The organism is Kitasatospora sp. NPDC018058 (assembly GCF_044327205.1).
Classification (GTDB): Bacteria; Actinomycetota; Actinomycetes; order Streptomycetales; family Streptomycetaceae; genus Kitasatospora.
In genome coordinates, this window is record NZ_JBIRFA010000015.1 from 1 (window position 1) to 25,810 (window position 25,810).

22 protein-coding genes are annotated in these 25,810 nt (G+C 71.1%); 1 reads left to right on the forward strand and 21 read right to left on the reverse strand.

The genetic code is table 11. The features are described 5' to 3' along the window. Positions 1–91 precede the first annotated feature (91 nt). From ACH4E7_RS21670 to ACH4E7_RS21760, 19 genes are all read right to left on the reverse strand, one after another. Positions 92–2,089 (reverse strand): 2-oxoacid:acceptor oxidoreductase subunit alpha, encoded by a 1,998-nt coding sequence (locus tag ACH4E7_RS21670; RefSeq protein WP_396250650.1) that lies wholly within the window; start codon positions 2,087–2,089, stop codon positions 92–94. Between the two features lie 219 nt (positions 2,090–2,308). Continuing rightward, positions 2,309–2,971, reverse strand: coding sequence for a response regulator transcription factor (locus tag ACH4E7_RS21675; protein ID WP_355670136.1), 663 nt, complete (start codon positions 2,969–2,971; stop codon positions 2,309–2,311). A 114-nt stretch (positions 2,972–3,085) separates the two neighbouring features. Then, positions 3,086–4,096, reverse strand: coding sequence for a polyprenyl synthetase family protein (locus tag ACH4E7_RS21680; RefSeq protein ID WP_396250651.1), 1,011 nt, complete (start codon positions 4,094–4,096; stop codon positions 3,086–3,088). A 252-nt stretch (positions 4,097–4,348) separates the two neighbouring features. Continuing rightward, positions 4,349–5,986 carry an NADH-quinone oxidoreductase subunit NuoN gene (gene nuoN, locus ACH4E7_RS21685; RefSeq protein WP_396250652.1) on the reverse strand — a complete coding sequence of 546 codons (1,638 nt, stop codon included), beginning with the start codon at positions 5,984–5,986 and terminating at the stop codon, positions 4,349–4,351. Next, complete coding sequence (locus ACH4E7_RS21690; RefSeq protein ID WP_396250653.1) at positions 5,983–7,617, reverse strand: NADH-quinone oxidoreductase subunit M; 1,635 nt, start codon at positions 7,615–7,617, stop codon at positions 5,983–5,985. Before ACH4E7_RS21690 ends, nuoN begins: the two co-directional genes overlap by 4 nt. Positions 7,618–7,729: 112 nt before the next feature. Further along, positions 7,730–9,625 (reverse strand): NADH-quinone oxidoreductase subunit L, encoded by a 1,896-nt coding sequence (gene nuoL / locus ACH4E7_RS21695; RefSeq protein ID WP_396250654.1) that lies wholly within the window; start codon positions 9,623–9,625, stop codon positions 7,730–7,732. Between the two features lie 14 nt (positions 9,626–9,639). Further along, positions 9,640–9,939 (reverse strand): NADH-quinone oxidoreductase subunit NuoK, encoded by a 300-nt coding sequence (gene nuoK / locus ACH4E7_RS21700; protein ID WP_188309222.1) that lies wholly within the window; start codon positions 9,937–9,939, stop codon positions 9,640–9,642. Further along, positions 9,936–10,865, reverse strand: coding sequence for an NADH-quinone oxidoreductase subunit J (locus ACH4E7_RS21705; protein ID WP_396250828.1), 930 nt, complete (start codon positions 10,863–10,865; stop codon positions 9,936–9,938). Before ACH4E7_RS21705 ends, nuoK begins: the two co-directional genes overlap by 4 nt. Next, positions 10,865–11,467, reverse strand: coding sequence for an NADH-quinone oxidoreductase subunit NuoI (gene nuoI, locus ACH4E7_RS21710; RefSeq protein WP_355670141.1), 603 nt, complete (start codon positions 11,465–11,467; stop codon positions 10,865–10,867). Before nuoI ends, ACH4E7_RS21705 begins: the two co-directional genes overlap by 1 nt. Positions 11,468–11,473: 6 nt before the next feature. Beyond that, entirely contained in the window at positions 11,474–12,817 is a 1,344-nt protein-coding gene (gene nuoH, locus ACH4E7_RS21715; protein WP_396250655.1) for an NADH-quinone oxidoreductase subunit NuoH, read from the reverse strand. Further along, complete coding sequence (locus ACH4E7_RS21720) at positions 12,814–15,318, reverse strand: NADH-quinone oxidoreductase subunit G (RefSeq protein WP_396250656.1); 2,505 nt, start codon at positions 15,316–15,318, stop codon at positions 12,814–12,816. Before ACH4E7_RS21720 ends, nuoH begins: the two co-directional genes overlap by 4 nt. Continuing rightward, positions 15,315–16,676 (reverse strand): NADH-quinone oxidoreductase subunit NuoF, encoded by a 1,362-nt coding sequence (gene nuoF / locus ACH4E7_RS21725; RefSeq protein ID WP_396250657.1) that lies wholly within the window; start codon positions 16,674–16,676, stop codon positions 15,315–15,317. Before nuoF ends, ACH4E7_RS21720 begins: the two co-directional genes overlap by 4 nt. Further along, a complete protein-coding gene (gene nuoE, locus ACH4E7_RS21730; RefSeq protein WP_396250658.1) occupies positions 16,676–17,431 on the reverse strand; it encodes an NADH-quinone oxidoreductase subunit NuoE in 756 nt (251 codons plus the stop codon). Before nuoE ends, nuoF begins: the two co-directional genes overlap by 1 nt. Beyond that, positions 17,428–18,792 carry an NADH-quinone oxidoreductase subunit D gene (locus ACH4E7_RS21735; RefSeq protein ID WP_396250659.1) on the reverse strand — a complete coding sequence of 455 codons (1,365 nt, stop codon included), beginning with the start codon at positions 18,790–18,792 and terminating at the stop codon, positions 17,428–17,430. Before ACH4E7_RS21735 ends, nuoE begins: the two co-directional genes overlap by 4 nt. After that, positions 18,792–19,532, reverse strand: a complete 741-nt coding sequence (locus tag ACH4E7_RS21740; protein WP_396250660.1) for an NADH-quinone oxidoreductase subunit C — start codon at positions 19,530–19,532, stop codon at positions 18,792–18,794. Before ACH4E7_RS21740 ends, ACH4E7_RS21735 begins: the two co-directional genes overlap by 1 nt. After that, positions 19,529–20,083, reverse strand: coding sequence for an NADH-quinone oxidoreductase subunit B family protein (locus tag ACH4E7_RS21745; protein WP_031079294.1), 555 nt, complete (start codon positions 20,081–20,083; stop codon positions 19,529–19,531). Before ACH4E7_RS21745 ends, ACH4E7_RS21740 begins: the two co-directional genes overlap by 4 nt. Positions 20,084–20,194: 111 nt before the next feature. After that, positions 20,195–20,554: an NADH-quinone oxidoreductase subunit A gene (locus ACH4E7_RS21750; protein WP_030060100.1), complete on the reverse strand. Its 360-nt coding sequence runs from the start codon at positions 20,552–20,554 to the stop codon at positions 20,195–20,197. A 690-nt stretch (positions 20,555–21,244) separates the two neighbouring features. After that, complete coding sequence (locus tag ACH4E7_RS21755) at positions 21,245–21,952, reverse strand: response regulator (RefSeq protein WP_396250661.1); 708 nt, start codon at positions 21,950–21,952, stop codon at positions 21,245–21,247. Next, the gene (locus ACH4E7_RS21760; RefSeq protein ID WP_396250662.1) at positions 21,949–23,088 is read right to left on the reverse strand and encodes a sensor histidine kinase; all 1,140 of its coding nucleotides are present in this window, start codon (positions 23,086–23,088) and stop codon (positions 21,949–21,951) included. The genes ACH4E7_RS21755 and ACH4E7_RS21760 overlap by 4 nt, the downstream gene beginning before the upstream one ends. 198 nt (positions 23,089–23,286) lie before the next feature. Between ACH4E7_RS21760 and ACH4E7_RS21765 the strand changes: the two genes are divergently transcribed. Beyond that, positions 23,287–23,880 (forward strand): hypothetical protein, encoded by a 594-nt coding sequence (locus ACH4E7_RS21765; RefSeq protein ID WP_396250663.1) that lies wholly within the window; start codon positions 23,287–23,289, stop codon positions 23,878–23,880. Positions 23,881–23,893: 13 nt separating this feature from the next. Here the strand turns inward: ACH4E7_RS21765 and ACH4E7_RS21770 are convergent, their stop codons facing one another. Together ACH4E7_RS21770 and ACH4E7_RS21775 are read right to left on the reverse strand one after the other, a co-directional pair. After that, positions 23,894–24,895 (reverse strand): DMT family transporter, encoded by a 1,002-nt coding sequence (locus ACH4E7_RS21770; RefSeq protein ID WP_396250664.1) that lies wholly within the window; start codon positions 24,893–24,895, stop codon positions 23,894–23,896. A 193-nt stretch (positions 24,896–25,088) separates the two neighbouring features. After that, positions 25,089–25,754, reverse strand: a complete 666-nt coding sequence (locus ACH4E7_RS21775; protein WP_396250665.1) for a CatB-related O-acetyltransferase — start codon at positions 25,752–25,754, stop codon at positions 25,089–25,091. Positions 25,755–25,810 lie beyond the last annotated feature (56 nt).

Below are 25,810 nucleotides of genomic sequence, written 5' to 3' on the forward strand. Positions count from 1 at the left end.
CACCCTACGACCCCGACACCCACCAGGCCAACAGCAAGATCAAAACGACTCCCGAGACCACTCTGGCGGCATAGGGGTTGACTCAGGAAACTCATCGGTGGTCCTCCTCGTCCAGGGTGCCGATCGCCGCCCACAGCACGTCCGCCAACTGCGCCGCCTTGAACGGCAGTCCGCGCACCTGGTTGTAGGACTCGGCGTCCACCAGGTACTTCGCCCGCAGCAGCAGCGCAAGCTGCCCGAGGTTCATCTCGGGCACGATGACCCTCTCGTAACTGCGCAGCACCGAACCCAGGTTGGCCGGGAAGGGGTTGAGGTTGCGCAGGTGCGCCTGCGCGATCTCGCCGCCGTCCGCGCGCACCCGGCGCACCGCCGCGGTGATCGGGCCGTAGGTCGAGCCCCAGCCGAGGGCCAGGACCCGGGCGTCGCCGGTCGGGTCGTCGACCTCCACCGGCTTGACCGTGATGCCGTCGACCTTGGCCTGGCGGGTCCGGACCATGAAGTCGTGGTTGGCCGGGTCGTAGGAGATGTTGCCGGTGCCGTCCTGCTTCTCGATGCCGCCGATCCGGTGCTCCAGACCGGCCGTACCGGGCACCGCCCAGGGGCGGGCGAGGGTGTGCGGGTCCCGCAGGTACGGCCAGAAGGCGCCGTCCTCGCGGTTCGGGCCGGTGGCGAACTGCGGGTCGATCTCGGGCAGTTCGTCGGCGGCCGGGATCCGCCAGGGCTCGGATCCGTTGGCCAGGTAGCCGTCCGAGAGCAGGAACACCGGGGTGCGGTAGGTCACCGCGATCCGGGCCGCCTCCAGTGCGGCGTCGAAGCACTCGGCGGGCGTGGCCGGGGCGACGATCGGCACCGGGGCCTCGCCATTGCGGCCGAACATGGCCTGCAGCAGGTCGGCCTGCTCGGTCTTGGTCGGCAGGCCGGTGGACGGGCCGCCGCGCTGGATGTCCACGACCAGCAGCGGGAGTTCGAGCGAGACGGCCAGGCCGATGGTCTCGGACTTGAGCGCGACACCGGGCCCGGAGGTGGTGGTCACGCCCAGCGCCCCGCCGAAGGCGGCGCCGAGAGCGGCGCCGATGCCGGCGATCTCGTCCTCAGCCTGGAAGGTGCGCACCCCGAAGTTCTTGTGCTTGGACAGCTCGTGCAGGATGTCCGAGGCCGGGGTGATCGGGTACGAGCCCAGGTAGAGCGGCAGGCCGGAGCGCTGCGCGGCGGTGATCAGGCCGTAGGACAGGGCGAGGTTGCCGGAGATGTTGCGGTAACGCCCGGAGGGGAGCTTGGCCGGCGGCACCTCGTAGGAGACCGCGAAGGACTCGGTGGTCTCGCCGAAGTTCCAGCCCGCCCGGAAGGCGCTGATGTTGGCCTCGGCGATCTCCGGCTTCTTGGCGAACTTGCCGCGCAGGAAGCGCTCGGTGCCCTCGGTCGGGCGGTGGTACATCCACGACAGCAGACCGAGCGCGAACATGTTCTTGGCGCGCTCGGCGTCCTTGCGGGCCAGCCCGCTGTCCTTGAGCGCCTCCAGGGTCAGCGTGGTCAGCGGCACCTTGTGCAGGTGGAAGCCGTCCAGCGAACCGTCGCTCAGCGGGTCGGCCGGGTAGCCGACCTTCGCCAGCGCGCGCTTGGTGAACTCGTCGGTGTTGACGATGATCTCCGCGCCGCGCGGCAGGTCGGGCAGATTCGCCTTCAGCGCCGCCGGGTTCATCGCCACCAGCACGTTCGGGGCGTCGCCCGGGGTGAGGATGTCGTGGTCGGCGAAGTGCAGTTGGAAGGACGAGACGCCCGGTAGCGTCCCGGCGGGGGCCCGGATCTCGGCCGGGAAGTTCGGCAGCGTGGAGAGGTCGTTGCCGAAGGCGGCCGTCTCCGACGTGAACCGGTCACCGGTGAGCTGCATGCCGTCACCGGAGTCACCGGCGAAGCGGATGATCACCCGGTCGAGTCTGCGAACGGGCTTGGCGCGCTTCGACGGCGGGCCACCCGGGGCGTGCGGACCGGCGGGCCCGTTCGCGCCGGGGCGTCCGTCACCGTTGCCGGTACGACCCTCGTCGCCGCCCGATCCGTCCACTGCCTCTGACTGATCGACCTGACTGGTCACTGCCGCGGACCTCCTCGTGGGCGCACCACCGCGGGCGCGGCCCCGTGCCCCGCCCGCCTGGTGCACCGCTCGCATCCTATGCGTGCGACCTTGAGCCCGACCGGAACTCCGGCCGGAATTTCACCCGCCCGTCCCGGTACCGCACATAGCGACAACGCACGGCCGCCGGAGATCATTCCGCGCTCCGGCGGCCGGTCCTGCGAGGCCCGTCGGACCGGGTCAGGAGTTCAGGTAGGTGAGCACCGCGAGCACCCGGCGGTGGTCCTCCGGGCTCTGGGCGAGGCCGAGCTTGAGGAAGATGTTGCTGACGTGCTTCTCCACCGCGCCGTCGGAGACCACCAGCTGCTTGGCCACCGCCGCGTTGGTGCGGCCCTCCGCCATCAGGCCGAGCACCTCGCGCTCGCGCGGGGTGAGATTGGCCAGAACGTCGCCCTTGCGGCTGCGGCTGAGCAACTGCTGCACCACCTCGGGGTCCAGCGCGGTGCCGCCCTCGGCGACCCGGACGACCGCGTCGGCGAACTCGCGCACCTCGGCGACCCGGTCCTTCAGCAGGTAGCCGACGCCTCGGGTGGAACCGGCCAGCAACTCGGAGGCGTAACGTTCCTCCACGAACTGCGACAGCACCAGCACACCCAGCTGCGGGTAGTGACCGCGCAGCTCCACGCAGGCGCGCAGGCCCTCGTCGGTGTGGGTCGGGGGCATCCGCACGTCGGAGACCACCACGTCCGGCAGGGCGTCGGCCGCCGCCAGGTCGTGGATGGTCTTCACCAGGGCGTCGCCGTCCCCGACGCCCGCCACGACCTCCAGGCCCCGGTCGGTGAGCAGCCGGGTCAGACCCTCCCGCAGCAGTACGGAGTCCTCGGCGATGACGACGCGACGCATGGCGACCTTCCGGGCAGGCGTGAGCTGACGGGAGTCAGTCTCCCCCATCCGCGCACGCCGCCGGAGGGCAAGGCCCGGATCGCCCCGTTCACGGGGAGCGACCGCCGGGCCCGGTCACATGGTGCGGATCGCCACCGCGTCGCAGAGCCCCTCCAGGGCCGCCTTCGCCGCGCAGTCCGGCAGCGGGGCGAGCAGCGCCCGGGCCTCCTCAGCGTGCCGCAGGGTCTCCCGGCGGGCGCGCTCCAGGGCGGGGTGGCGGCGCAGCAGGCGCAGCGCTTCGGCGTGCAGCTCGTCGTCGGCGAGGTCCTGGGTGAGCAGCTCGCGCAGCCGCACGTCGTCCGGGTCGGCCGGGTCGACGGGCATCTGCTCCAGCAGCAGGGTCGGCAGGGTCGGCACGCCCTCGCGCAGGTCCGTGCCGGGGGTCTTGCCGGACTCGTGGCCGTCGCTTGCGATGTCGAGCACGTCGTCGGCCAGCTGGAAGGCCATGCCGATCCGCTCGCCGAACTCGCCCAGGGTGTCGACCTGCCAGGGCTCGGCGCCGGCCATCTGCGCTCCGAGCCGGCAGGAGACGGCGATCAGCGATCCGGTCTTGCCCTCCAGCACGTCCAGGTAGTGCAGCAGCGGGTCCGCCTCCGGGCCCGGGCCGCGGGTCTCCAGGATCTGGCCGGTGACCAGCCGCTCGAAGGCCTCGGCCTGCATCCGCACGGCCTCCGGGCCGAGGTCGGCCAGGACCTGGGAGGCGCGGGAGAAGAGGAAGTCGCCGGTGAGGATGGCGACCGAGTTGTCCCAGCGGGAGTTGGCGCTCTCGGCGCCGCGGCGCACCGGCGCCTCGTCCATGACGTCGTCGTGGTACAGCGTGGCCAGGTGGGTCAGCTCGACGACCACCGCGGCGGGCACCACGCCGGACGCACCCGGGTCGCCGAACTGGGCGGCCAGCAGCAGGAGCAGCGGACGGAAGCGCTTGCCGCCGGCCTCCAGGAGGTGACTGGCGGTGACGGTGATGAAGGGGACGTCGCTCTTGACGGCCTCTCCGAGCGCCGCCTCCACCGCCTCCAGTCCGGCCTGGACGTCCCGGGTCAGGTCGCGGTCCTGCACGCTGAGCCCGAAGGGTTCCACGACGGTCACGAAGACCACTCCTCTGTCCCTGGTCGATCTAGCGGCCTGGTCCCTGAGTGCCGCCGCTGGCCATACAGGCAGGGTATCCGGTCGTGAGTGGATCACTGCACGGGCGTGCGGATCCTGTCATGATCGGGCCGGAATGCCTGGTCAGGGCGGCTGTCGGGGTGTTGCGGCGGTGGGGGCGAATTCGTCTGGAAATAAAGGCTGGAGATCGGCCCTGACTTCCGGACCGATCTCCAGCAAACCGACCGGTGACGGTCAGTACGCGAACAGGGAGGCCTTGGACGCCAGGTCCAGGAAGTACTGCGGCAGCAGGCCGAGACCCAGCGTCACCAGCACCCCCACCCCGATCGCGGTCGCCGTGAAGGCGCTCGGGATCACCACCGTCGGGCCGCCCGGCTTCGGGTCCGAGAAGAACATCAGCACGATCACCCGGATGTAGAAGAACGCGGCCACCGCCGAGCTCAGCACACCGACCACCACCAGCGGCGTCGCCCCGCCGGCCGCCGCCGCCTGGAACACCGCGAACTTCCCGGTGAAGCCGGAGGTCAGCGGGATCCCGGCGAAGGCCAGCAGGAACAGCGCGAACACCGCCGCCACCAGCGGCGAGCGCCGCCCCAGCCCCGCCCAGCTGGACAAGTGGGTCGCCTCCCCCTTGGAGTCGCGCACCAGGGTGACCACGGCGAAGGCGCCGAGCGTCACGAAGGAGTACCCCAGCAGGTAGAACAGCACCGAGGACAGGCCCTGCTTGTTGACGGCGATCACGCCCGTCAGGATGAACCCGGCGTGCGCGATCGAGGAGTACGCCAACAGCCGCTTGACGTCCTGCTGGGTCACCGCCAGCACCGCGCCCACCACCATGGTGAGGATCGCCACGCCCCACAGCACCGGCCGCCAGTCCAGCCGCAGGCCCGGGAAGGCCACGTAGAACAGCCGCAGGAAGGCCCCGAAGGCCGCGACCTTGGTGGCCGCCGCCATGAAGCCGGTCACCGGGGTCGGCGCGCCCTGGTAGACGTCCGGGATCCAGGAGTGGAAGGGCACCGCGCCGACCTTGAACAACAGACCGACCGCCAGCATCGCCAGGCCCGTCAGCAGCAGCGCGTCGCTCTGGGTGGTGCTCAGCTGCGCCGGGGTGGTCATCGCCTTGCCGGAGATGACGTCGGCGATGTCGCCGAGCTTCACGCTGCCGGCGTAGCCGTACAGCAGCGCGGTGCCGAACAGGAAGAAGGCCGACGCGAAGGCGCCGAGCAGGAAGTACTTGACCGCCGCCTCCTGGGAGAGCAGCCGCCGGCGGCGAGCCAGCGCGCACAGCAGGTAGAGCGGGAGGGAGAAGACCTCCAGCGCCACGAACATCGTCAGCAGGTCGTTGGCCGCGGGGAAGAGCAGCATGCCGCCGACCGCGAACATGGTCAGCGGGAAGACCTCGCCGGTGGTGAAGCCGGCCCGGATCGCGGCCCGCTCCTGCTCGCCGCCGGGGGTGGCGGCGGCCTGGGCGGCGAAGGCGTCGACGGGCAGCCCGCCGGCCTTCGGCTCCAGCCTGCGCTCGGCGTAGGTGAGCACCGCGACCACCGCGACCAGCAGGATCACGCCCTGCAGGAACAGTGACGGGCCGTCCAGGGCGACCGACTCCATGGCCAGCAGGTCGATCCGGGGCGCGCCGTGTCCCTGCACGGCCAGCACCACCACGGCGGTGAACGCGCCGATCAGGGCGACCAGGGCGAGCGAGACCTGGGTCCAGTGCCGCAGCCGCCGGGGCACGAAGGCCTCGACCAGGATGCCGGTCACGGCGGCGCCGAACACCACCAGCATCGGAGAGAGTTGGCCGTACTCGATGTGCGGCGCCGGGATGCTGGGGGTGTTGCCGCCGGCGGCGGCGAGCACTGCGGTGACGCTCACTTCTGCTCACCTCCTGAGGTGGCGGCGACCGGGTGGGCCGGCGCCGGGTCGGTCTGGTGGACCTGCGAGAGCGTCGCGTTCACCGAGGGGTTGACCAGGTCGGTGAGCGGCTTGGGGTAGACGCCGAGCAGGATCGTCAGCGCCACCAACGGCGCCACCACGGCGAGTTCGCGGGCCTTGAGGTCGGGCATCGTCCGGACCCGGTCCTTCACCGGGCCGGTCATGGTGCGCTGGTACAGCAGCAGGGCGTACAGCGCGGCCAGCACGATGCCGAAGGTGGCGACGATGCCGATCGCCGGGTAGCGGGTGAAGGTGCCCACCAGCACCAGGAACTCGCTGACGAACGGGGCCAGCCCCGGCAGCGACAGGGTCGCCAGGCTGCCGATCAGGAAGGTCCCGGCGAGCACCGGGGCGACCTTCTGCACACCGCCGTAGTCGGCGATCAGCCGGGAGCCGCGGCGGGAGATCAGGAAGCCGGCCACCAGCATCCACGCGGCGGTGGAGATGCCGTGGTTGACCATGTAGAGGGTCGCGCCGCTCTGGCCCTGGCTGGTCAGGGCGAAGATGCCCATGATGATGAAGCCGAAGTGCGAGATCGAGGCGTAGGCGACCAGCCGCTTGATGTCCTTCTGGCCGACCGCCAGCAGCGCGCCGTAGACGATCCCGATCAGCGAGAGGACCAGGATCGCCGGAGCGAAGGCCTTCGAGGCGTCCGGGAACAGCCCGAGGCAGAACCGCAGCATCGCGAAGGTGCCGACCTTGTCCACCACGGCGGTGATCAGGACGGCGGTCCCGGCGGTGGCCTCGCCCATCGCGTTCGGCAGCCAGGTGTGCAGCGGCCACAGCGGGGCCTTCACCGCGAAGGCGAAGAAGAAGCCGAGGAACAGCGCCTTCTCGGCGCTGCCGGTCAGCTGCAGCTTGCCGTCGGCGATCGCGTTGGTGAGGGTCGGCAGGTCGAAGGTGCTGAAGCCCTGGTCCTGCGCGATCACGTACAGCCCGATCACGGCGGCCAGCATCACCAGGCCGCCGAGCAGGTTGTACAGCAGGAACTTGACGGCCGCGTAGGAGCGCTGGCGCGCCGACTCGGGGCCGCCGGCCCGGTCGCCGAAGCCGCCGATCAGGAAGTACATCGGGATCAGCATGGCTTCGAAGAACACGTAGAACAGGAAGATGTCGGTGGCGTAGAAGGAGACGATCACCATCGCCTCCACCGCCAGGATCAGGGCGAAGAAGCCCTGGGTCCTCCTTCGGTTCTCAAAGGTGTCAGGGTCGAAGGTGCCGTCGGGGGCCGCGGGCGCCGGGTCGGCGTCGTGCCAGGAGGCCAGCATGACGATCGGCACCAGGACGGCCGTCAGCAGGGCGAGCACGGCGCCGATGCCGTCCACCCCGAGCGAGAAGCTGATACCGAAGGAGCGGATCCAGCTGTACGACTCGGTCAGCTGGTAGCGGGCGCCGTGCCCGTCGAACCGGGTCGCCACCACGACGGCCAGCGCCAGGGTCACGGCGGAGACGCCCAGGGCGACGGCCTTGGTGGTGGTGCGCCGGAACCCGGTCGACCCGGCGGGCAGGGCGGCGGTCAGCACCGCACCGGCCGCCGGGACGGCGCAGGTGGCGGTCAACAACACACTCATGCGCCCACCTCGCTTCGTTCGGCAGGGGCATTCGCCCACACGCGGCATTCGACGGTTCGCTCGCATCGCTCGCTCATGGGCCTGGCCTCCCGACGCGTTTCAGGACGAGTCATCACACGGACCTCATCAGGAGAGTCGAGGCGACCAGCACCAGCGTGCCGCCGAACATGGAGAGCGCGTACGAGCGGACGAAGCCGTTCTGGACCCGCCGCAGCCGACTGGACAGGCCCCCGATGGTGGCGGCCAGGCCGTTGACGAAGCCGTCCAGGCCGCGGCTGTCGAAGTAGACCAGCGTCGCGGTGAGCGCCGAGCCCGGCCGCACCAGCACCGCGTGGTTGAAGTCGTCCTGCAGCAGGTCGCGGCGGGCGGCCCGGGTGAGCGGGGAGCCGACCGGCGGGACCACCGGGACGGGCGAGCGCCCGTACATCAGGTACGACAGGCCGACGCCGGCCAGCATGCAGACCGTGGTCAGCCCGGTGACGGTCCACGAGCCGAGCGGCGAGTCGCCCTCGCTGTACCCGGTGACCGGCTCCAGCCACTTCAGGAAGGAGCCGTTGAAGTCGAACAGCACGCCCGCGAAGACCGAGCCGACGGCCAGCAGGATCATCGGGACGGTCATGGTCCCCGGCGACTCGTGCGGGTGCGGGAGGTTGCCCTCCTCGTCCGGCTGCCAGCGCTTCTCGCCGAAGAAGGTCAGCAGCATCACCCGGGTCATGTAGAACGCGGTGACGGCCGCGCCGACCAGGGCGCACCCGCCGAGGATCCAGCCCTCGGTACCGCCCTTGGCGAAGGCGGCCTCGATGATCTTGTCCTTGGAGTAGAAGCCGGACAGGCCCGGGAAGCCGATGATCGCCAGGTAGCCGAGGCCGAAGGTGACGAAGGTGATCTTCATGTGCTTCCACAGGCCGCCGTAGTGGCGCATGTCCACCTCGTCGTTCATGCCGTGCATGACCGACCCGGCGCCGAGGAACAGCCCGGCCTTGAAGAAGCCGTGGGTCACCAGGTGCATGATCGCGAAGACGTAGCCGATCGGGCCGAGCCCGGCGGCCAGCACCATGTAGCCGATCTGCGACATGGTCGAGCCGGCCAGCGCCTTCTTGATGTCGTCCTTGGCGCAACCGACGATCGCACCGAACAGCAGCGTGACCGCGCCGACCACCACCACGGCGGTCTGCGCGTCCGGCGCCAGGTTGAAGATCACCGAGGAACGGGTGATCAGGTAGACGCCGGCGGTCACCATGGTGGCCGCGTGGATCAGGGCCGAGACCGGGGTCGGGCCCTCCATCGCGTCCCCGAGCCAGGACTGCAGCGGCACCTGGGCCGACTTGCCGCAGGCCGCCAGCAGCAGCATCAGACCGATCGCGGTCAGTTTGCCCTCGCTCGCCTGGGACGCCCCGCCGAAGACCGGGCCGAAGGCGAAGGAGCCGAACTCGGCGAACATCAGCATGATCGCGATCGACAGGCCCATGTCGCCGACCCGGTTGACGATGAAGGCCTTCTTCGCCGCCGTCGCCGCGCTCGGCTTGTGCTGCCAGAAGCCGATCAGCAGGTACGAGGCCAGGCCCACGCCCTCCCAACCGAAGTACAGCAGCAGGTAGTTGTCGGCCACCACCAGCAGCAGCATGGCCGCCAGGAAGAGGTTCAGGTAGGCGAAGAAGCGGCGCCGGCGCTCGTCGTGCGCCATGTAGCCCACCGAGTACAGGTGGATCAGCGTGCCGACGCCGGTGATCAGCAGGACGAAGGTCATCGACAACTGGTCGAGCTGGAAGGAGATGTCGGCCTGGAAGCCGTTCACCGGGATCCAGCTGAACAGGTGCTCGGCCACCGCCCGGTGCTCGGCGTCGCGGCCGAGCATGTCCGAGAACAGCGCCAGGCCGAAGCCGAACGAGAGCGCGGCGAGCGCGGTGGCCAGCCAGTGGCCGAACCGGTCCAGTGCCCGGCCGCCGAGTAGCAGTAGGGCGGCACCGGCCAGCGGAGCCGCCACCAGCAGCGGAATGAGAGAGTTCACCGAAGGCCCTCCGCCTACAGCTTCATCAGGTTGCTGTCGTCGACCGAAGCGGAGTGCCTGGTCCGGAAGATGGAGACGATGATGGCGAGGCCGACCACGACCTCGGCCGCCGCGACCACCATCGTGAAGAACGCGATGATCTGGCCGTCCAGGGTCCCGTGCAGCCGGGAGAAGGTCACCAGCGCGAGGTTCGAGGCGTTCAGCATCAGCTCCACGCACATGAACAGCACGATCGCGTTGCGCCGGATCAGCACCCCGGACGCGCCGATGGTGAACAACAGGGCCGACAGGTACAGGTAGTTGACCGGGTTCACCGCACGCCCTCCTCGTCCGCCCCGCCGGCCTGGCCGGCGTTGTTGCCGCTGTTGCCGTTGTTGCCGTTGCCGGCGCCCGCCGGCTCCAGTGACTTGCGCGGCGGCGCCACCGCCGGCCGCTCCGAGGACGGACGGCCCAGCCAGTCCGCCGTGGTGTTCTCCAGCTCCGCCATCCGCTGCAGCATCGCCTGGCTGACGTCCCGGATCTGGCCGCGCGCGCGCAGCGTCGCCATCACCGAGTCCTCGGCGACGGTGCCGTCCGGCAGCAGCGCCGGGACGTCCACCGCGTTGTGCCGGGCGTACACGCCCGGGGCCGGCAGCGGCGGCAACTGGAGGTTGTCCTTGACCCGCTGCTCCGCCAGCTCGCGCTGGGTCTTCGGGGCCTTCACGTGCTCCCGGTGGGTCAGCACCATCGCGCCGATCGCCGCGGTGATCAGCAGCGCGCCGGTGACCTCGAAGGCCCAGACGTAGCGGGTGAAGATCAGCCGGGCCAGGCCCGGCACGTTGCCCTCGGCGTTCGCCTCGGTCAGCCCGGTGAAGTGGTTCAGCTTCGCGTCGGCGATCCCGGCGATCAGCAGCACGCCGAAGCCCAGCCCGCACAGCACCGCCGCGAACCGCTGGCCCTTCAGCTGTTCCTTCAGCGAGTCCTCGCTGGTGACGCCCACCAGCATCACCACGAACAGGAACAGCATCATGATCGCGCCGGTGTAGACCACGATCTGCGCCACACCCAGGAACACCGCGCCCTGGGCCATGTAACAGACCGCCAGCGACAGCATGGTGGCCGCCAGGCAGAGCGCGCTGTGCACGGCCTTGCGCATCAGCAGCATGCCGAGCGCGCCGCCGACCGCGATCACCGCGAGCACCCAGAACTGGACGGCCTCACCAGTGGAGGTCGTCCCGGTCCCGGCCGCGAGATGCGTGATCACTGCTGCACCTCCTTCTCCCGGTCGGTGCGCTCCTGCTGGACCGTCCCGGGCGCCGCCGCGATGATCTCGCCCCGGTAGTACGCGCCCTCGTCGGAGCCCGGGTAGATCGCGTGCGGGGTGTCGACCATGCCCTCGGACAGCCCCACCAGCAGCTGCTCCTTGGTGAAGATCAGGTCCCGGCGGGAGGAGTCCGCGAGCTCGTACTCGTTGGTCATGGTCAGCGCCCGGGTCGGGCACGCCTCGATGCACAGCCCGCACAGGATGCAGCGGGCGTAGTTGATCTGGTAGACCGCGCCGTAGCGCTCACCCGGCGAGTAGCGCTCCTCGTCCCGGTTGTCCGCGCCCTCCACGTAGATCGCGTCGGCCGGGCAGGCCCACGCGCACAGCTCGCAGCCGACGCACTTCTCCAGGCCGTCCGGGTGCCGGTTCAGCTGGTGGCGGCCGTGGAAGCGCGGAGCGGTGGGCTTCTTCTGCTCCGGGTACTGCTCGGTGAGCCGCTTCTTGAACATGGCCTTGAAGGTCACGCCGAAGCCGGCGGCCGGGCCGAGGATCGACGGCCGGTCGGCCCGCTCGGCCCTGCCCGTCTGGTCGGACGACATCGCGGATCAGCTCCCTTCGGAATGGTCGGCCCCGTTGAGGGCGTCCTGCAGTTGCTTCGGGGCGCGGCTGCGCCGGCGCGGCACCGGCGGAAGCTCCTGCCCGGGCAGCGGCGGCACCGGGTACCCGCCCGCCATCGGGTCGAACTCGCCCTTCGGGGGCGCCCCGTCGTCGTACGTCGCGGCTTCTTCGGGCTGCTTCCTCAGGAAGTCCCGCAGCAGCGTCAGCAGCAGGATCACGCTGACCGGCGCACCCACGTACAGCACCACTTCGCCGAAGCCGTAGCCCTCGTTGCGCAGCGCCCGCACGCTCGCGATCAGCACCAGCCACACCAGCGAGACCGGGATCAGCACCTTCCAGCCCAGTTTCATGAACTGGTCGTAGCGGAACCGGGGCAGCGTGCCGCGCAGCCAGATGAAGAAGAACAGCAGCAGCTGGATCTTCAGCGTGATCCACAGCATCGGCCACCAGCCGTGGTTGGCGCCCCCCCAGAAGGTCGACACCGGCCAGGGGGCCCGCCAGCCGCCCAGGAACAGGGTCGAGGCCACCGCCGAGACGGTCACCATGTTGACGTACTCGGCCAGCATGAACATCGCGAACTTCAGCGAGGAGTACTCGGTGTTGAAGCCGCCGACCAGCTCGCCCTCGGCCTCCGGAAGGTCGAACGGCGCCCGGTTGGTCTCACCGACCATCGCGATGACGTAGACGATGAACGACACCGGCAGCAGCGCCGCGAACCAGGTCGGCTGCTGGCGCGCCACGATCTCCGAGGTGGACATCGAGCCCGAGTAGATGAACACCGCCGCGAAGGACAGGCCCATCGCGATCTCGTAGCTGATCATCTGCGCGGAGGAGCGCAGCCCGCCCAGCAGCGGGTACGTCGAGCCGGAGGACCACCCCGCCAGCACGATCCCGTAGATGCCCACCGAGGCCGTCGCCAGGATGTACAGCAGCGCCACCGGGAAGTCGGTCAGCTGCAGCGGCGTCCGGGTGCCGAAGATCGACACCTCGTCGCCGGCCGGGCCGAACGGGATCACCGCGAAGGCCATGAAGGCCGGGATGGCGCAGACGATCGGGGCCAGGATGTAGACCACCTTGTCCGAGCCCTTGACCACCAGGTCTTCCTTCAGCGCCAGCTTCACGCCGTCCGCCAGCGACTGCAGCATGCCCCACGGACCGTGCCGGTTCGGCCCGATGCGCAACTGCATCCAGGCCACCACCTTGCGCTCCCAGACGATCGCGATCAGCACCGTCAGGACCAGGAACGCGAAACAGAACACCGCCTTCAGCAGCACCAGCCACCACGGGTCCTGCCCGAAGAAGTGGAGCGTCTCGTACGGCTGCGGAGTCATCGGTCCTCCCCTTCGCGGCCGGACCGGGCCTCGTCCTCGACGGCGACCGGCTCCAGCGGGGCCGCGGCGATCGTGACCAGGTGGCCGACGGTGGTGCCGAGCGTGCGGTGGGCTCCGCCCGGTGTGGAGTTGAGCGGGATCCAGACCGTGCGGTCCGGGATCGAGTCGGTGACCTCCAGCGGCAGGACCAGCGAGCCGGCCGGGCCGGTCAGCCGCAGCGCGGCCGCCGCACCGGCGTCGATCTCCTTCGCGGTGGCCGCCGAGATCCGGGCCACGGCCCGGTGCCGGGTGCCCGCCAGGTGCGGTTCTCCCTGCTGCAGCACGCCGTTGTCCAGCAGCTGGCGCCAACCCGCCAGCACCGCCTGGCCGGTCGTCGGCCGGGGCGGCGGACCGGGGTGCACCGCCGGGTCGGCCACGCGGTCGCCCTGCCAGGGCTCGAAACGGTCCAGCTCCAGCCGGGCCGCCCGGACGTCCGCGAGGCCCAGCCGGTGGCCCAGCGCGTCCGCGAGCATCGTCAACACCCGCAGGTCGGACTGGAGGTGGCGGCCCATCTGCTGGTCCGGCTTGAGCGCGGCCTCGAACATCCGCACCCGGCCCTCCCAGTCCAGGAAGGTGCCCGCCTTCTCGGCCACCGCCGCCACCGGTAGCACCACGTCCGCCCGCGCCGTCACCGCGGAGGGCCGCAGCTCCAGCGACACGATGAACGGCGCCGCCGCCAGCGCCTCGTCGACCAGCGCCGGGTCCGGCAGGTCGTCCGGGTCCACCCCGCCGACCAGCAGCGCGTCCAGGTCGCCCTGGACGGCCGCGGTCAGGATCCGGTCGGTGTCCCGGCCCGGCCGCGAGGGCAGCTCCTCCACCCCCCACACCGCGGCCGCCTCCGCCCGGGCCGCCGCAGCGGCCACCGGCCGTCCGCCGGGCAGCAGGCCCGGCAGCGCGCCGACCTCCACCGCCCCGCGCTCGCCCGCCCGGCGCGGCACCCAGGCCAGCTCGGCGCCGGTCGCGTGCGCCAGCCGCAGCAGCCCCGTCAGCGCGCCCGGGATCGCGGCCAGCCGCTCGCCCGCCAGGATCACCGCGCCCGGCCGGCGCAGCAGCTCGGCCACCTGCCCGGCCTCGTCGTTCAGCGGCCCGTCCGCCGCCAGCGCCGCGAACCACTCCGGCTCAGTGCCGGGGGCGGCCGGCAGCAGCGCGCCGCGCAGCTTGGCCAGGCCCCGGGAGGCGAAGGCCGCCACCGAGTACACCTTCAGGTCGCGGCCGCGGGCCGCCTTCCGCAGCCGCAGGAAGACGATCGGCGACTCCTCCTCCGGCTCGAAGCCCGCCAGCAGCACCGCCGGGGCGTGCTCCAGCTGCTCGTACGTCACCCCGTCGCCGGCCACGTCCACCCCGTGCCCGGCGACCGCCGTGGCCAGGAAGTCCGCCTCCTCGCCGCTGTGCGGGCGGGCCCGGAAGTCCACGTCGTTGGTGCCCAGCACCACCCGGGCGAACTTGGCGTAGGCGTACGCGTCCTCGACCGTCACCCGGCCGCCGGCCAGCACACCGGCACGGGCCCCGCGCAGCCCCTCGGCCGCCCGGGCCAGCGCCTCCGGCCAGGAGGCGGGCACCAGTTCGCCGTCCACCCGCACCAGCGGGGTGGCCAGCCGGTCCCGCAGCTGGGCGTAGCGGAAGGCGAACCGCCCCTTGTCGCAGTTCCACTCCTCGTTCACCGCCGGGTCCTCGCCGGCCAGCCGGCGCAGCACCTTGCCGCGCCGGTGGTCGGTGCGCTGGGCGCAGCCCGCCGAGCAGTGCTCGCACACGCTCGGCGAGGAGACCAGGTCGAAGGGGCGGGAGCGGAAACGATAAGCCGCCGACGTCAGCGCGCCCACCGGACAGATCTGGATGGTGTTCCCGGAGAAGTACGACTCGAAGTCGTCCCCCTCGCCGGTGCCGACCTGCTGCAGCGCCCCGCGCTCCACCAGGTCGATGAACGGGTCCCCGGCGATCTGCTGGGAGAAGCGGGTGCAGCGGGCGCACAGCACGCAGCGCTCCCGGTCCAGCAGCACCTGGCTGCTGATCGGCACCGGCTTCTCGTAGGTGCGCTTCATGCCCTCGAAGCGGGAGTCCGCGCCGCCGGTGGACATCGCCTGGTTCTGCAGCGGGCACTCGCCGCCCTTGTCGCAGATCGGGCAGTCCAGCGGGTGGTTGATCAGCAGCAGCTCCATCACCCCGCGCTGGGCCTTCTCGGCCACCGGCGAGCTGAGCTGGGTGCGCACCACCATGCCCTCGGCGACCGGGATGGTGCAGGAGGCGACCGGCTTGCGCTGGCCCTCGACCTCGACGATGCACTGCCGGCAGGCGCCGGCCGGGTCCAGCAGCGGGTGGTCGCAGAAGCGCGGGATCTGGGTGCCGATGGTCTCGGCGGCCCGGATCACCAAGGTGCCCTTGGGGACCTTCACTTCGACGCCGTCGATGGTGAGCGTGACCAGTTCGACCGCGGTTTCGGAGGCGGTTGGCTCTGTGATCGTCACGCGTGCACCTCCCTTTCGGTGGCGGACTGGTGGCCGGGGCGGGGGCCGTCGGCCCAGACGGTGGAGGCGGCCGGGTCGAACGGGCAGCGGCGCTCGGCGAGGTGCTGCTCGTACTCGGCCCGGAAGTGCTGGAGCGAGGAGACGATCGGGCTGGCCGCGCCGTCGCCCAGCGCGCAGAAGGACTTGCCGTTGATGTTGTCGGCGATGTCGAGGAGCTTCTCCAGGTCCCCCTCGACGCCCTCGCCCGCCTCGATCCGCTTGAGCAGCTGGACCAGCCAGTAGGTGCCCTCGCGGCACGGGGTGCACTTGCCGCAGGACTCGTGGGCGTAGAACTCGGTCCAGCGGGTGACCGCCCGCACCACGCAGGTGGTCTCGTCGAAGACCTGCAGCGCCTTGGTGCCGAGCATCGAGCCGGCCGCGCCGACGCCCTCGTAGTCCAGCGGGACGTCGAGGTGCTCGTCGGTGAACATCGGGGTGGAGGAGCCGCCCGGGGTCCAGAACTTCAGCCGGTGGCCGGGGCGGACGCCGCCGCTGAGGTCCAGCAGTTGGCGCAGGGTGATGCCGAGCGGGGCCTCGTACTGGCCGGGGTTGGTGACGTGGCCGGAGAGCGAGTACAGCGTGAAGCCGGGGGACTTCTCGGTGCCCAGGCCCTTGAACCACTCCTTGCCCCGGGCCAGGATCGGCGGCACCGAGGCGATCGACTCGACGTTGTTGACCACCGTCGGACAGGCGTACAGGCCGGCGATCGCCGGGAACGGCGGGCGCAGCCTCGGCTGTCCGCGGCGGCCCTCCAGCGAGTCCAGCAGCGCCGTCTCCTCGCCGCAGATGTACGCGCCGGCTCCGGCGTGCACGGTGATGTCGAGGTCGACGCCGGAGCCGAGGATGTTCCGGCCCAGCAGCCCGGCCCGGTACGCCTCGGCGACGGCCGCGTGCAGCCGACGCAGCACCGGGACGACCTCGCCGCGCAGGTAGATGAACGCGTGGTCGCAGCGGATCGCGTAGGAGGCGATGATCATGCCTTCGATCAGCGCGTGCGGGTTGGCGAACAGCAGCGGGATGTCCTTGCAGGTGCCCGGCTCGGACTCGTCCGCGTTGACCACCAGGTAGTGCGGCTTGCCGTCGTTCTGCGGGATGAACTGCCACTTCATCCCGGTGGGGAAGCCCGCGCCGCCGCGGCCGCGCAGGCCGGCGTCCTTGACCAGCGCGATCACGTCGTCCGGGGGCATCGCCAGGGCCGCCTTGAGGCCCTCGTACCCCTGGTGGCGGCGATAGGTGGCGAGCGTCCAGGGGTGGCTGTCGTCCCAGGAGGCGGACAGGACGGGGGTGAGCAGCTTCTCGGCCGGCTCGGCGGAGGTCATCACGCTTCGGTCCCTTCCTGGCCGGGCTCCTCGTGGCGCGGGGAGACCACCTTGGTGCCGCCGGTGCCGGGCAGGGTCTCGCCCCTGGAGAGCCGCAGGCCGGCCAGCGAGGGGGCGCCGCCGGCGCCGGACTCGTCGTTGGCGCCGGGGCGCTCGTCGGGGAAGCCGGCCAGGATCCGGGCGGTCTCCTTGAAGCCGCACAGCCGGGCGCCGCGGGTGGGCCGCACCTCCCGGCCGGCCCGCAGGTCGTCGACCAGCTGTCTGGCGCTCTCCGGGGTCTGGTCGTCGAAGAACTCCCAGTTGACCATCACCACGGGGGCGTAGTCGCAGGCGGCGTTGCACTCGATGTGCTCGATCGAGACCGCACCGTCCTCGGTGGTCTCGTTGTTGCGGATGCCCAGGTGCTGCTGGAGCTCGGCGAAGATCTGGTCGCCGCCGAGCACCGCGCACAGGGTGTTGGTGCAGACCCCGACGTGGTACGTCCCGGCCGGGCGCCGCCGGTACATGGTGTAGAAGGTGGCGACGGCGGTGACCTCGGCGGTGGTGAGGTCCAACTGCTCGGCGCAGAAGCGGATCCCGGTCCGGCTGACGAAGCCCTCCTCGGCCTGCACCAGGTGCAGCAGCGGCAGCAGCGCCGAGCGGGCCTGCGGGTAGCGGCCGATCAGCTCGGCGGCGTCGGCGGCCAGCCGGGTGTGTACCTCCTCGGGGTACGGCGGGGCCGGCAGCGCCGGCAGTCCGAGTTCGACGTTGGTCACCGGTCCACGCCTCCCATCACCGGGTCGATCCCGGCCACCGCGACGATCACGTCGGCCACCTGGCCGCCCTCGCACATCGCCGCCATCGTCTGCAGATTGGTGAACGACGGATCCCGGAAATGGACCCGGTACGGGCGCGTCCCGCCGTCGCTGACCACGTGCACGCCCAGCTCGCCCTTGGGTGACTCGACCGCCGCGTACGCCTGGCCGACCGGGACCCGGAAGCCCTCGGTGACCAGCTTGAAGTGGTGGATCAGGGCCTCCATCGAGGTGCCCATGATCTTGCGGATGTGGTCGAGCGAATTGCCCATCCCGTCGGGGCCGACGGCGAGTTGGGCGGGCCAGGCGATCTTCTTGTCGGCCACCATGACCGGGCCCGGCCTCAGCCGGTCCAGGCACTGCTCGACGATCCGCAGCGACTGCTTCATCTCCTCCAGCCGGATCAGGAAGCGGCCGTAGGAGTCGGCGGTGTCCGCCGTGGCGACCTCGAACTCGTAGTTCTCGTAGCCGCAGTACGGGTCGGTCTTGCGCAGGTCGTGCGGCAGGCCGGTGGCGCGCAGGATCGGGCCGGTGGCGCCGAGGGCCAGGCAGCCGGGCAGGTCGAGGAAGCCGACGTCGACCAGTCGGGCCTTGAACACCGGGTTGCCGGTGGCGAGTTTGTCGTACTCGTGCATCCGGGAGCGGAAGACCTTGACCGCCTCGCGGATCTGGTCGACGGCACCGGGCGGCAGGTCCTGGGCGAGGCCGCCCGGGCGCACGTACGCGTGGTTCATGCGCAGGCCGGTGACCAGCTCGAAGACGTCCAGGATGAGTTCGCGGTCCCGGAAGCCGTAGATCATCAGGGTGGTGGAGCCGATCTCCATGCCGCCGGTGGCCAGGCAGACCAGGTGCGAGGAGATCCGGTTGAGCTCCATCATCATCACCCGGATGACGTCGGCGCGCTCCGGGATGTCCGCGGTGATGCCGAGCAGTTTCTCGACCGCCAGGCAGTAGGCGGTCTCGTTGAACAGCGGGGTCAGGTAGTCCATGCGGGTCACGAAGGTGGTGCCCTGGACCCAGCTGCGGAACTCCATGTTCTTCTCGATGCCGGTGTGGAGGTAGCCGATGCCGCAGCGGGCCTCCTTCACCGTCTCGCCGTCGATCTCCAGGATCAGCCGCAGCACGCCGTGGGTGGACGGGTGCTGGGGGCCCATGTTGACGATGATGCGTTCGTCATCGGCCCGGCCGACCGCCTCGACCACCTCGCCCCAGTCGCCGCCGGTGACGGTGAAGACCCGGCCCTCGGTGGTCTCGCGGGCCTGCGCTTCCTCGGTCTCGCCGCGGGTCTCCGCGTCGGCCTCTTCGTAGTGCTGAGTGCTCATCAGCTGTACGACCTCCGCTGGTCGGGTGCCGGGATCTGGGCGCCCTTGTACTCGACGGGGATGCCGCCGAGCGGGTAGTCCTTGCGCTGCGGGTGGCCCAGCCAGTCGTCCGGCATCATGATCCGGGTGAGCGCCGGGTGGCCGTCGAAGACCAGGCCGAAGAAGTCGTAGACCTCGCGCTCGTGCCAGTCGTTGGTCGGGTAGACGCTCACCACGGAGGGGATCCGCGGGTCGGCGTCCGGCGCGGTGACCTCCAGCCGGATCAGCCGGCCGTGGGTGATCGAGCGCAGGTGGTAGACCGCGTGCAGCTCGCGGCCCTTGTCGCCCGGGTAGTGCACGCCGCTGACGCCCAGGCACAGTTCGAAGCGCAGCGCCGGGTCGTCGCGCAGAATGCGGACCGTCCTCAGCAGGTGGTCCCGGTCGATGTGGAAGGTGAGCTCGCCGCGGTCGACCACGGTCTTCTCGATCACCTCGGCCGGGTCCAGACCCTGCTCCTCCAGGGCCCCCTCCAGCTCGTCGGCGATCTCGTCGAAAGTGCCGTATCCTGCGGCTCCGCCGCGTGGGCCGCCGTACGGGCGTCCGCTCGGGCCGGGCAGCACGATCGGGGCGGCCAGGCCGCCGAAGCCCGAGGTGTCGCCGCTGCCGTCGGCGCCGAACATGCCCTGGCGGCGGCCGACCACCTCGACCGGGAGCTCGCGGACCGGCTGCTCGCGACGGGTCTCGGGGAGCTGTTCGCTCATCGCAGCTGCCCCCGCATCTCGCTGATCGGGGTGGCCTTGAGGGCGAGGGCCTCACCGAGTTCCTCGGCGCGGCGCCGGTTCACGCCCAGCGGTTCGTGCTGGATCTTGTCGTGCAGCTTCAGGATGGCGTCCATCAGCATCTCCGGGCGGGGCGGGCAGCCGGGCAGGTAGATGTCCACCGGGACGATGTGGTCGACGCCCTGGACGATCGCGTAGTTGTTGAACATCCCGCCGGAGGAGGCGCAGACGCCCATCGAGATGACCCACTTGGGGTTGGCCATCTGGTCGTACACCTGGCGCAGCACCGGGGCCATCTTCTGACTCACCCGGCCCGCGACGATCATCAGATCGGCCTGCCGGGGGGATCCCCGGAAGACCTCCATGCCGAACCGGGCCAGGTCGTAGCGGCCGGCGCCGGTGGTCATCATCTCGATCGCGCAGCAGGCCAGACCGAAGGTGGCCGGGAAGAGTGACGCCTTGCGCACCCAGCCGGCGGCCGTCTCCACGGTCGTGAGCAGAAAGCCGCTCGGCAGCTTCTCCTCGATTCCCATCAGATCCCTCTCAATGCCCTCAAGTCCGCTGGTACGTCGACCGGTTCCGGCTTGTCCGCTCGTTCACAAGCGCTCGCGCACCGGCCGACGGGTGTGGCTACCACCCCACGCTCAGTCCCACTCCAGGCCGCCGCGGCGCCACACGTAGGCGTACGCGACGAAGACGGTGGCGATGAACAGCAGCATCTCGACCAACCCGAAGATCCCCAGGGCGTCGAAGGTCACCGCCCAGGGGTAGAGGAAGACGATCTCGATGTCGAAGACGATGAAGAGCATCGCCGTCAGGTAGTACTTGATCGGGAACCGACCGCCGCCCACGGGCTGCGGGGTCGGCTCGATGCCGCACTCGTACGCCTCCAACTTGGCCCGGTTGTAGCGCTTGGGGCCGGTGAGTGAGGCCATTACGACGGAACCGACCGCGAACGCCGCCGCGATGGCACCGAGTACGAGGATCGGCGCGTAGGCATTCATAGCCCCCGCTCCCTCCGTCCAGTCGTCCTTGACTGCAGATCGGAACCGGCGGGTCACACTGAGGTGAACCCGCGCCCCAGTTCCCGAGATCCACCTCATGTGAGGCAGTTCACAAGCCCTGGAGTGAGCGCATCCTATGCCCGTCGGCTTGTGATCTGCGACACGCAGTTCACCGTCATCTTTGTGATCTACGACACCATGTGAATGGTGTCGAATGTGAACATGCCCAGAGTTGTCAACGCAAAGGAGTCAAATGATCACAACCAGTCGCATTTACCTTTGAAGTGGCTGATCAGCGGCACGTTCCTATATCAACTATGCGTCGCACTGGGCAAATTTCCGGGCGTCATGTTGACGTGTTATAACGACTCACTCGCAGGGGTGGCGGGGGCTTGAACGCCTGCTTGACCCTTCGTTCACAAGCGCGCGAGGTTGTCATCGGGTGGGGTTCCTCTCCCTCTCCCCCGCCCGCCGCCGCTCCGCCGTCCGCCGCCTGTCGCCTGTCGCCTGTCGCCTGCGGCCCGCTGCCTGCCGCCTGCCGCCTGCCGCCTGCCGCCTGGCATGCCCGCTCGCTGCCTGCTGCTCACCGCCCGCTGCCTGCGGGCATGCCGGAGAACGGGGTCGGGGCCGCTCTCGCGCGGCCGCCGCCCCCGGGGGTCGGCCCTCCTCGCCCTGCGGGCCGGGCGCAGGCTACCGGTTGCTGACCGCCTGCTCCCACGCCCAGGCCGCGATGCCCACCCGGTTACGGACGCCGAGCTTGCGCTGGATGCTGGCGAGGTGGTTCTTCACCGTCCCCGGCGAGATGAACAGCCCCGCACCGATCTCGGCGTTGGTCGCCCCGTCCGCCACCTGCTCGGCGATCTCCCTTTCCCGCGCGGTCAGTTCCTCCACCGGCCCGGCTATCAGCGGCCCCGTCGACGCCGCACTGCTCCCCGCCCCGGAGGCCGCCCCGGGCTTCGGCTCCGCTCCCGGAAGGGCCATGTGCCGCAGAAGCCGTACGGTGACCTGCGGGCTGATCAACGCGTCCCCGGCCATCGCCGCCCGGATCGCCTCGATCAGCAGCACCGGCCCTGAGCGCTTCAGCAGGAATCCCGCCGCACCGTGCCGCAACGCCGCGTGCACGTACTCGTCCAGGTCGAAGGTGGTCACCACGATCACCTTGCACTGGCCGGCCAACTGCCGGGTGACCTCCAAGCCGTCGAGCTTCGGCATCCGGATGTCCGCGAGCACCACGTCCGGCTGCAGCCTCTGCGCTTCCTCCACCGCCACGGCGCCGTCCGCCGCCTCGGCCACCACCGTCATGTCCGGTTGGACGTCCAGGATCATTCGGAACGCACTGCGGACGTCCGCCTGGTCGTCCGCGATCAGGATCCGAACCGGCCCCGTACCGCTGCTCATCCCTGCACCTCCCCCATACCGACCCGCGTCGGCCTCTGCGATCGTCCCGGCCCGGATCGTTCCGGCCCGGATCGTCCCGGCCCACCGGCGGCCGCGTCCAGCGGCAGCACCGCCGTCACCCGCCAACCCTCCCGCTCGTACGGGCCGGCTTCCAGCGAGCCACCGAGGGCCTCCACCCGGGCCGCCAGTCCCGGGAGCCCGCTCCCGCCGCCCCGACGCGGACGCCCGCCCGGGACCGGCACCCCGCCGTCGTCGGTCACGGTCACCTCCAGCCGCCCGCCGCTGCGGCGGGCGCGGACCTCGACCGTCCGCGCGGCCGGGGCGTGCCGGCGGACGTTGGTCAGGGACTCGACCGCGATCCGGTGGACGGTGCCCTCCACCTCGCGCGGCACCGGCCCCTCCGGCAGCTCCAACCGGACCTCGGCGCCCCCCGCAGCAGTGAACTGCTCAGCCACTCGGGCCAGTTCGGCGAGCCCTGGCTGCGGACTGCGGCCGCTGGCGTCCTCGCTGCGCAACAGCTGGACGGTCCGGTCCAGCGAGGCCAGGGCTCGCTGCCCGGCCTGTTCTATCCGCTCGAACATCTCGGCCGCCCCAGCCGGGTCGATGGAGGCCAGGTACGCCCCCGCCTGGGCCTGGGCGACCATGCCGCTGACGTCATGCGCCACGAAGTCGTGCAGGTCGTGGGCCAGTTCGAGCCGCTGCGATCGCCTGGCATCGGCCACCGCACGGGCCCGACCCTCGTCCAGGCCCCGCAGGTAGAGCCCGATCAGTACCGTCGGCAGGGACAGTATCGATCCGAACCCGAAGAGCGTGAGCGCGTTGACCGGCCCGTCGAACCGGGACGGCCAGAGCGCGACCGCTCCGCACGCCGTCCAGGCGGCCGCCGCGCTCCGCGGGCCGCCCTCGGCGCGCAGGCTGAGGACCACCGCCAGCAGCAGGGCGGCCAGTTCGGCCAGACCGACCAACCCCGTCCAGCGGTCCGCCTCCGTCCAGTGGCCGGTGAACCAGACGGCGACCGAGACCGCCACCGACACCGCGCCCAGCACAGTCGTCACCGCCGCCGATCCGAGCCGCCCGCGGAGGCGCCAGGCCGGCAGTAGCAGGGCCGGGACGACCAGGGACAGGATCTGAGTCATCGCCACCACCTCTCTTCGACTCGTCGACTGCCGTCAGATTACGACGTGTCCCAGCGGGCGCGCCTGTGCCGATCGGCATATTTCACACGCCGGTTGAGCAGCGGGAACAGCCCGATCGGCACTGCCGCGGCCCCCTGCCGGACCTCCAGTCTTGAGTCATCGCACCGGCCGAGGGGCCGGGCCGGAAGGGAGCCCGTCATGTCCAAGCTCGTGATCAACGCCCGCACCACCGCCCACCGTCCCCATGTGTCCGAGGCAGCCGGCGCGGCCGCCCCGGATGTCCCGCCCGCACCGCGCTGGGCCCAACTGGCCGCCAAGGCCGCCGTCTTGAGCACCGTTCCCTCAGGGGTGTGGCGGATCGCCTTCGGCTTCGGCGTCCCGGTCGGCTTCACCGGCGCGACGGCCGCGGCGTACGGCGAGCACCAGCCGGGTTGGGGCACCGTCTACTGCATGGTGCTCAGCGCCCTGACCGAGGCACTGGCCTTCCTGACCGTCGGCCTGGTCCGGCCCTGGGGCCAGGTGGTGCCCCGCTGGATCCCAGTGATCGGAGGTCGGAGGGTGCGCCCGTTGGCCGCTGTCATCCCGGCCCTGATCGGCTCGGCCATCCTGACCAAGGTGGGAATGCTCTCCTTGTTCGGCGGCTGGGCCCGCAACCTGGCCGAGCCGGATTCGCCGCGCGGCTTCGGCGCCCTGGTGATGACCCTCGCCTACCTGCCCCTGGTTGTCTGGGGCCCGCTGCTCGGCGCGGTCACCATCGACTACGCCCGCCGGACGCTGCGGCGGCGCCGGTGACCACGACGACGGATCACGCCGGGGCCGGCTCCCGCCGCTGTTCCCCGGCCCCCGTATCCGCCCCCGCGTCCGCCCCTGCATCTCTCCCGCCCCCGCCCCCGGTCGGGCGCGGCACGGGAGCGGTGCGGCGGCCCCACTCGGTCGCGACCAGCACCAGGGCTCCACCGAGCAGGGCGAGCGGGCCCATCCGGTTCCCGGCGACGGTGATGCCGAACACCGCGGCCCACAGCGGTTCGGTACCGAGCAGCAGGCTCACTCGGGAGGGCGAGGTGGCCCGCACGGCCCACATCTGGACGAAGAAGGCGAACAGCGTGCAGAACAAGGACAGATGCAGCAGCCAGACCCACTGGCCGGCCCCGTACGAGCGGGCGACGGTCCACGGCGCCGGCCCGACGGACAGCGCGACGACGGCGAACACTCCGGTGGCCACGGCGAGTTGGACCCAGGTCACGGCGAGCATGTCGGTGTCGCGGACGGCCCGGGTGCGGGCCATCGCGAGGACGTACGCCGAGCGGACGAGAGCCGCCCCCAGCACCAGCAGGTCGCCGACCGACGGAGCGCGCAGCCCGCCGTCGCCGGTGAGCAGGGCGACGCCGAGAACGGCCAGCGCGGCGGCCGCCAGGAAGGCCCGCGGTGGCGCGGTCCGGCCGAGTGCGCTCTCGCCGAGCGGGGTGAGCACCATCGCGAGGCTGATGATCAGCCCGGCGTTGGTCGCGGAGGTGTGCACGGCGCCAAAGGTCTCCAGCAGGAAGATCCCACTGAGCACCAGCCCCAGTGCGGCGCCGCCGAGCCACTCCGCCCGGCTCAGCCTCCGCAGGGCCCGCCAGGCGACCGCCCCGAGCAGCGGCAGCACCAGCCCGAAGCGCAGCACGAGCATCGCCACGACCGTCCCGGGCTCGGCGACCCGCTGGACGGCGAGGAAGCTCGACCCCCACACCACCGCCACGAGCAGCACCGGAAGATCGCGAAGGACCGACGAGGACGAGGGCGAGTCCTTGGACAGGGAGGCAGGCATGACGAAGATCCCTCCGAACGAGCGGAACCGGCGGGCGCGAGTACCGTACGGCGTCGGACGGACCCAGGGGCCGGGCGGAAGGCCCGGCGGTGGACGAGGCGCAGCGTGGAGCGGGGGAGCGCCATCCTCGCGCACCAAACCGTCGGCGATCAATGCCGTTCCGGACACCGGATGGTCGGCTTGGCCGGTCCGGTCAACCGTCGAGCAGCCCGTTCGCCGCGGCGATCGCCTCGATCTCGGCCGGAGTTCCGGACATGATGACGCGGACGTGCTCGGTGACGAGCTCAACCGGCCAATCCCACCAGGCGGCGCGGAGCAGGCGCTCGATGTCGGCGTCGTCGAAGCGGCGCCGGATCGGACGTGCGGGGTTGCCGCCGACGATCGTGTAGGGCTCGACGTCGGCGGTGACCATCGCACCGGCCGCGATGATCGCGCCGTCGCCGATCCGGACCCCGGGCAGGACGGTGGCCCCGAAGCCGAACCAGACGTCGTTGCCGATCACGGTGTCGCCCCGGCTGGGCAGGCCGGTGACGATGTCGAGGGTCCGCTCGGTCCAGCTGCCGCCGAACATCGTGAAGGGGAAGGTGGAGACGCCGATGGTCGGGTGGGCGGCACCGGCCATCAGGAAGCGGGTCCCGGTGGCGACCGCGCAGTACTTGCCGATCACCAGCCGCTCGGGGCCGTACGCGTAGAGGACGTTGCGCTCCTCGAATCGGGTGGCGCCGTCAGGGTCGTCGAAGTAGGTGTAGTCGCCGACCTCGATCCGCAGGTCGGTGACGAGCGGCCGCAGCAGGACGACCCGGTCGTGGCCGGCGAGCGGGTGGAGCACGGCGGGGTCGGGAATGGCGGTGGCGGTCACACAAGCTCCTCTCGTAATGCGACTCAGGTCGCATTACGATGAGCATGGCACGCCCG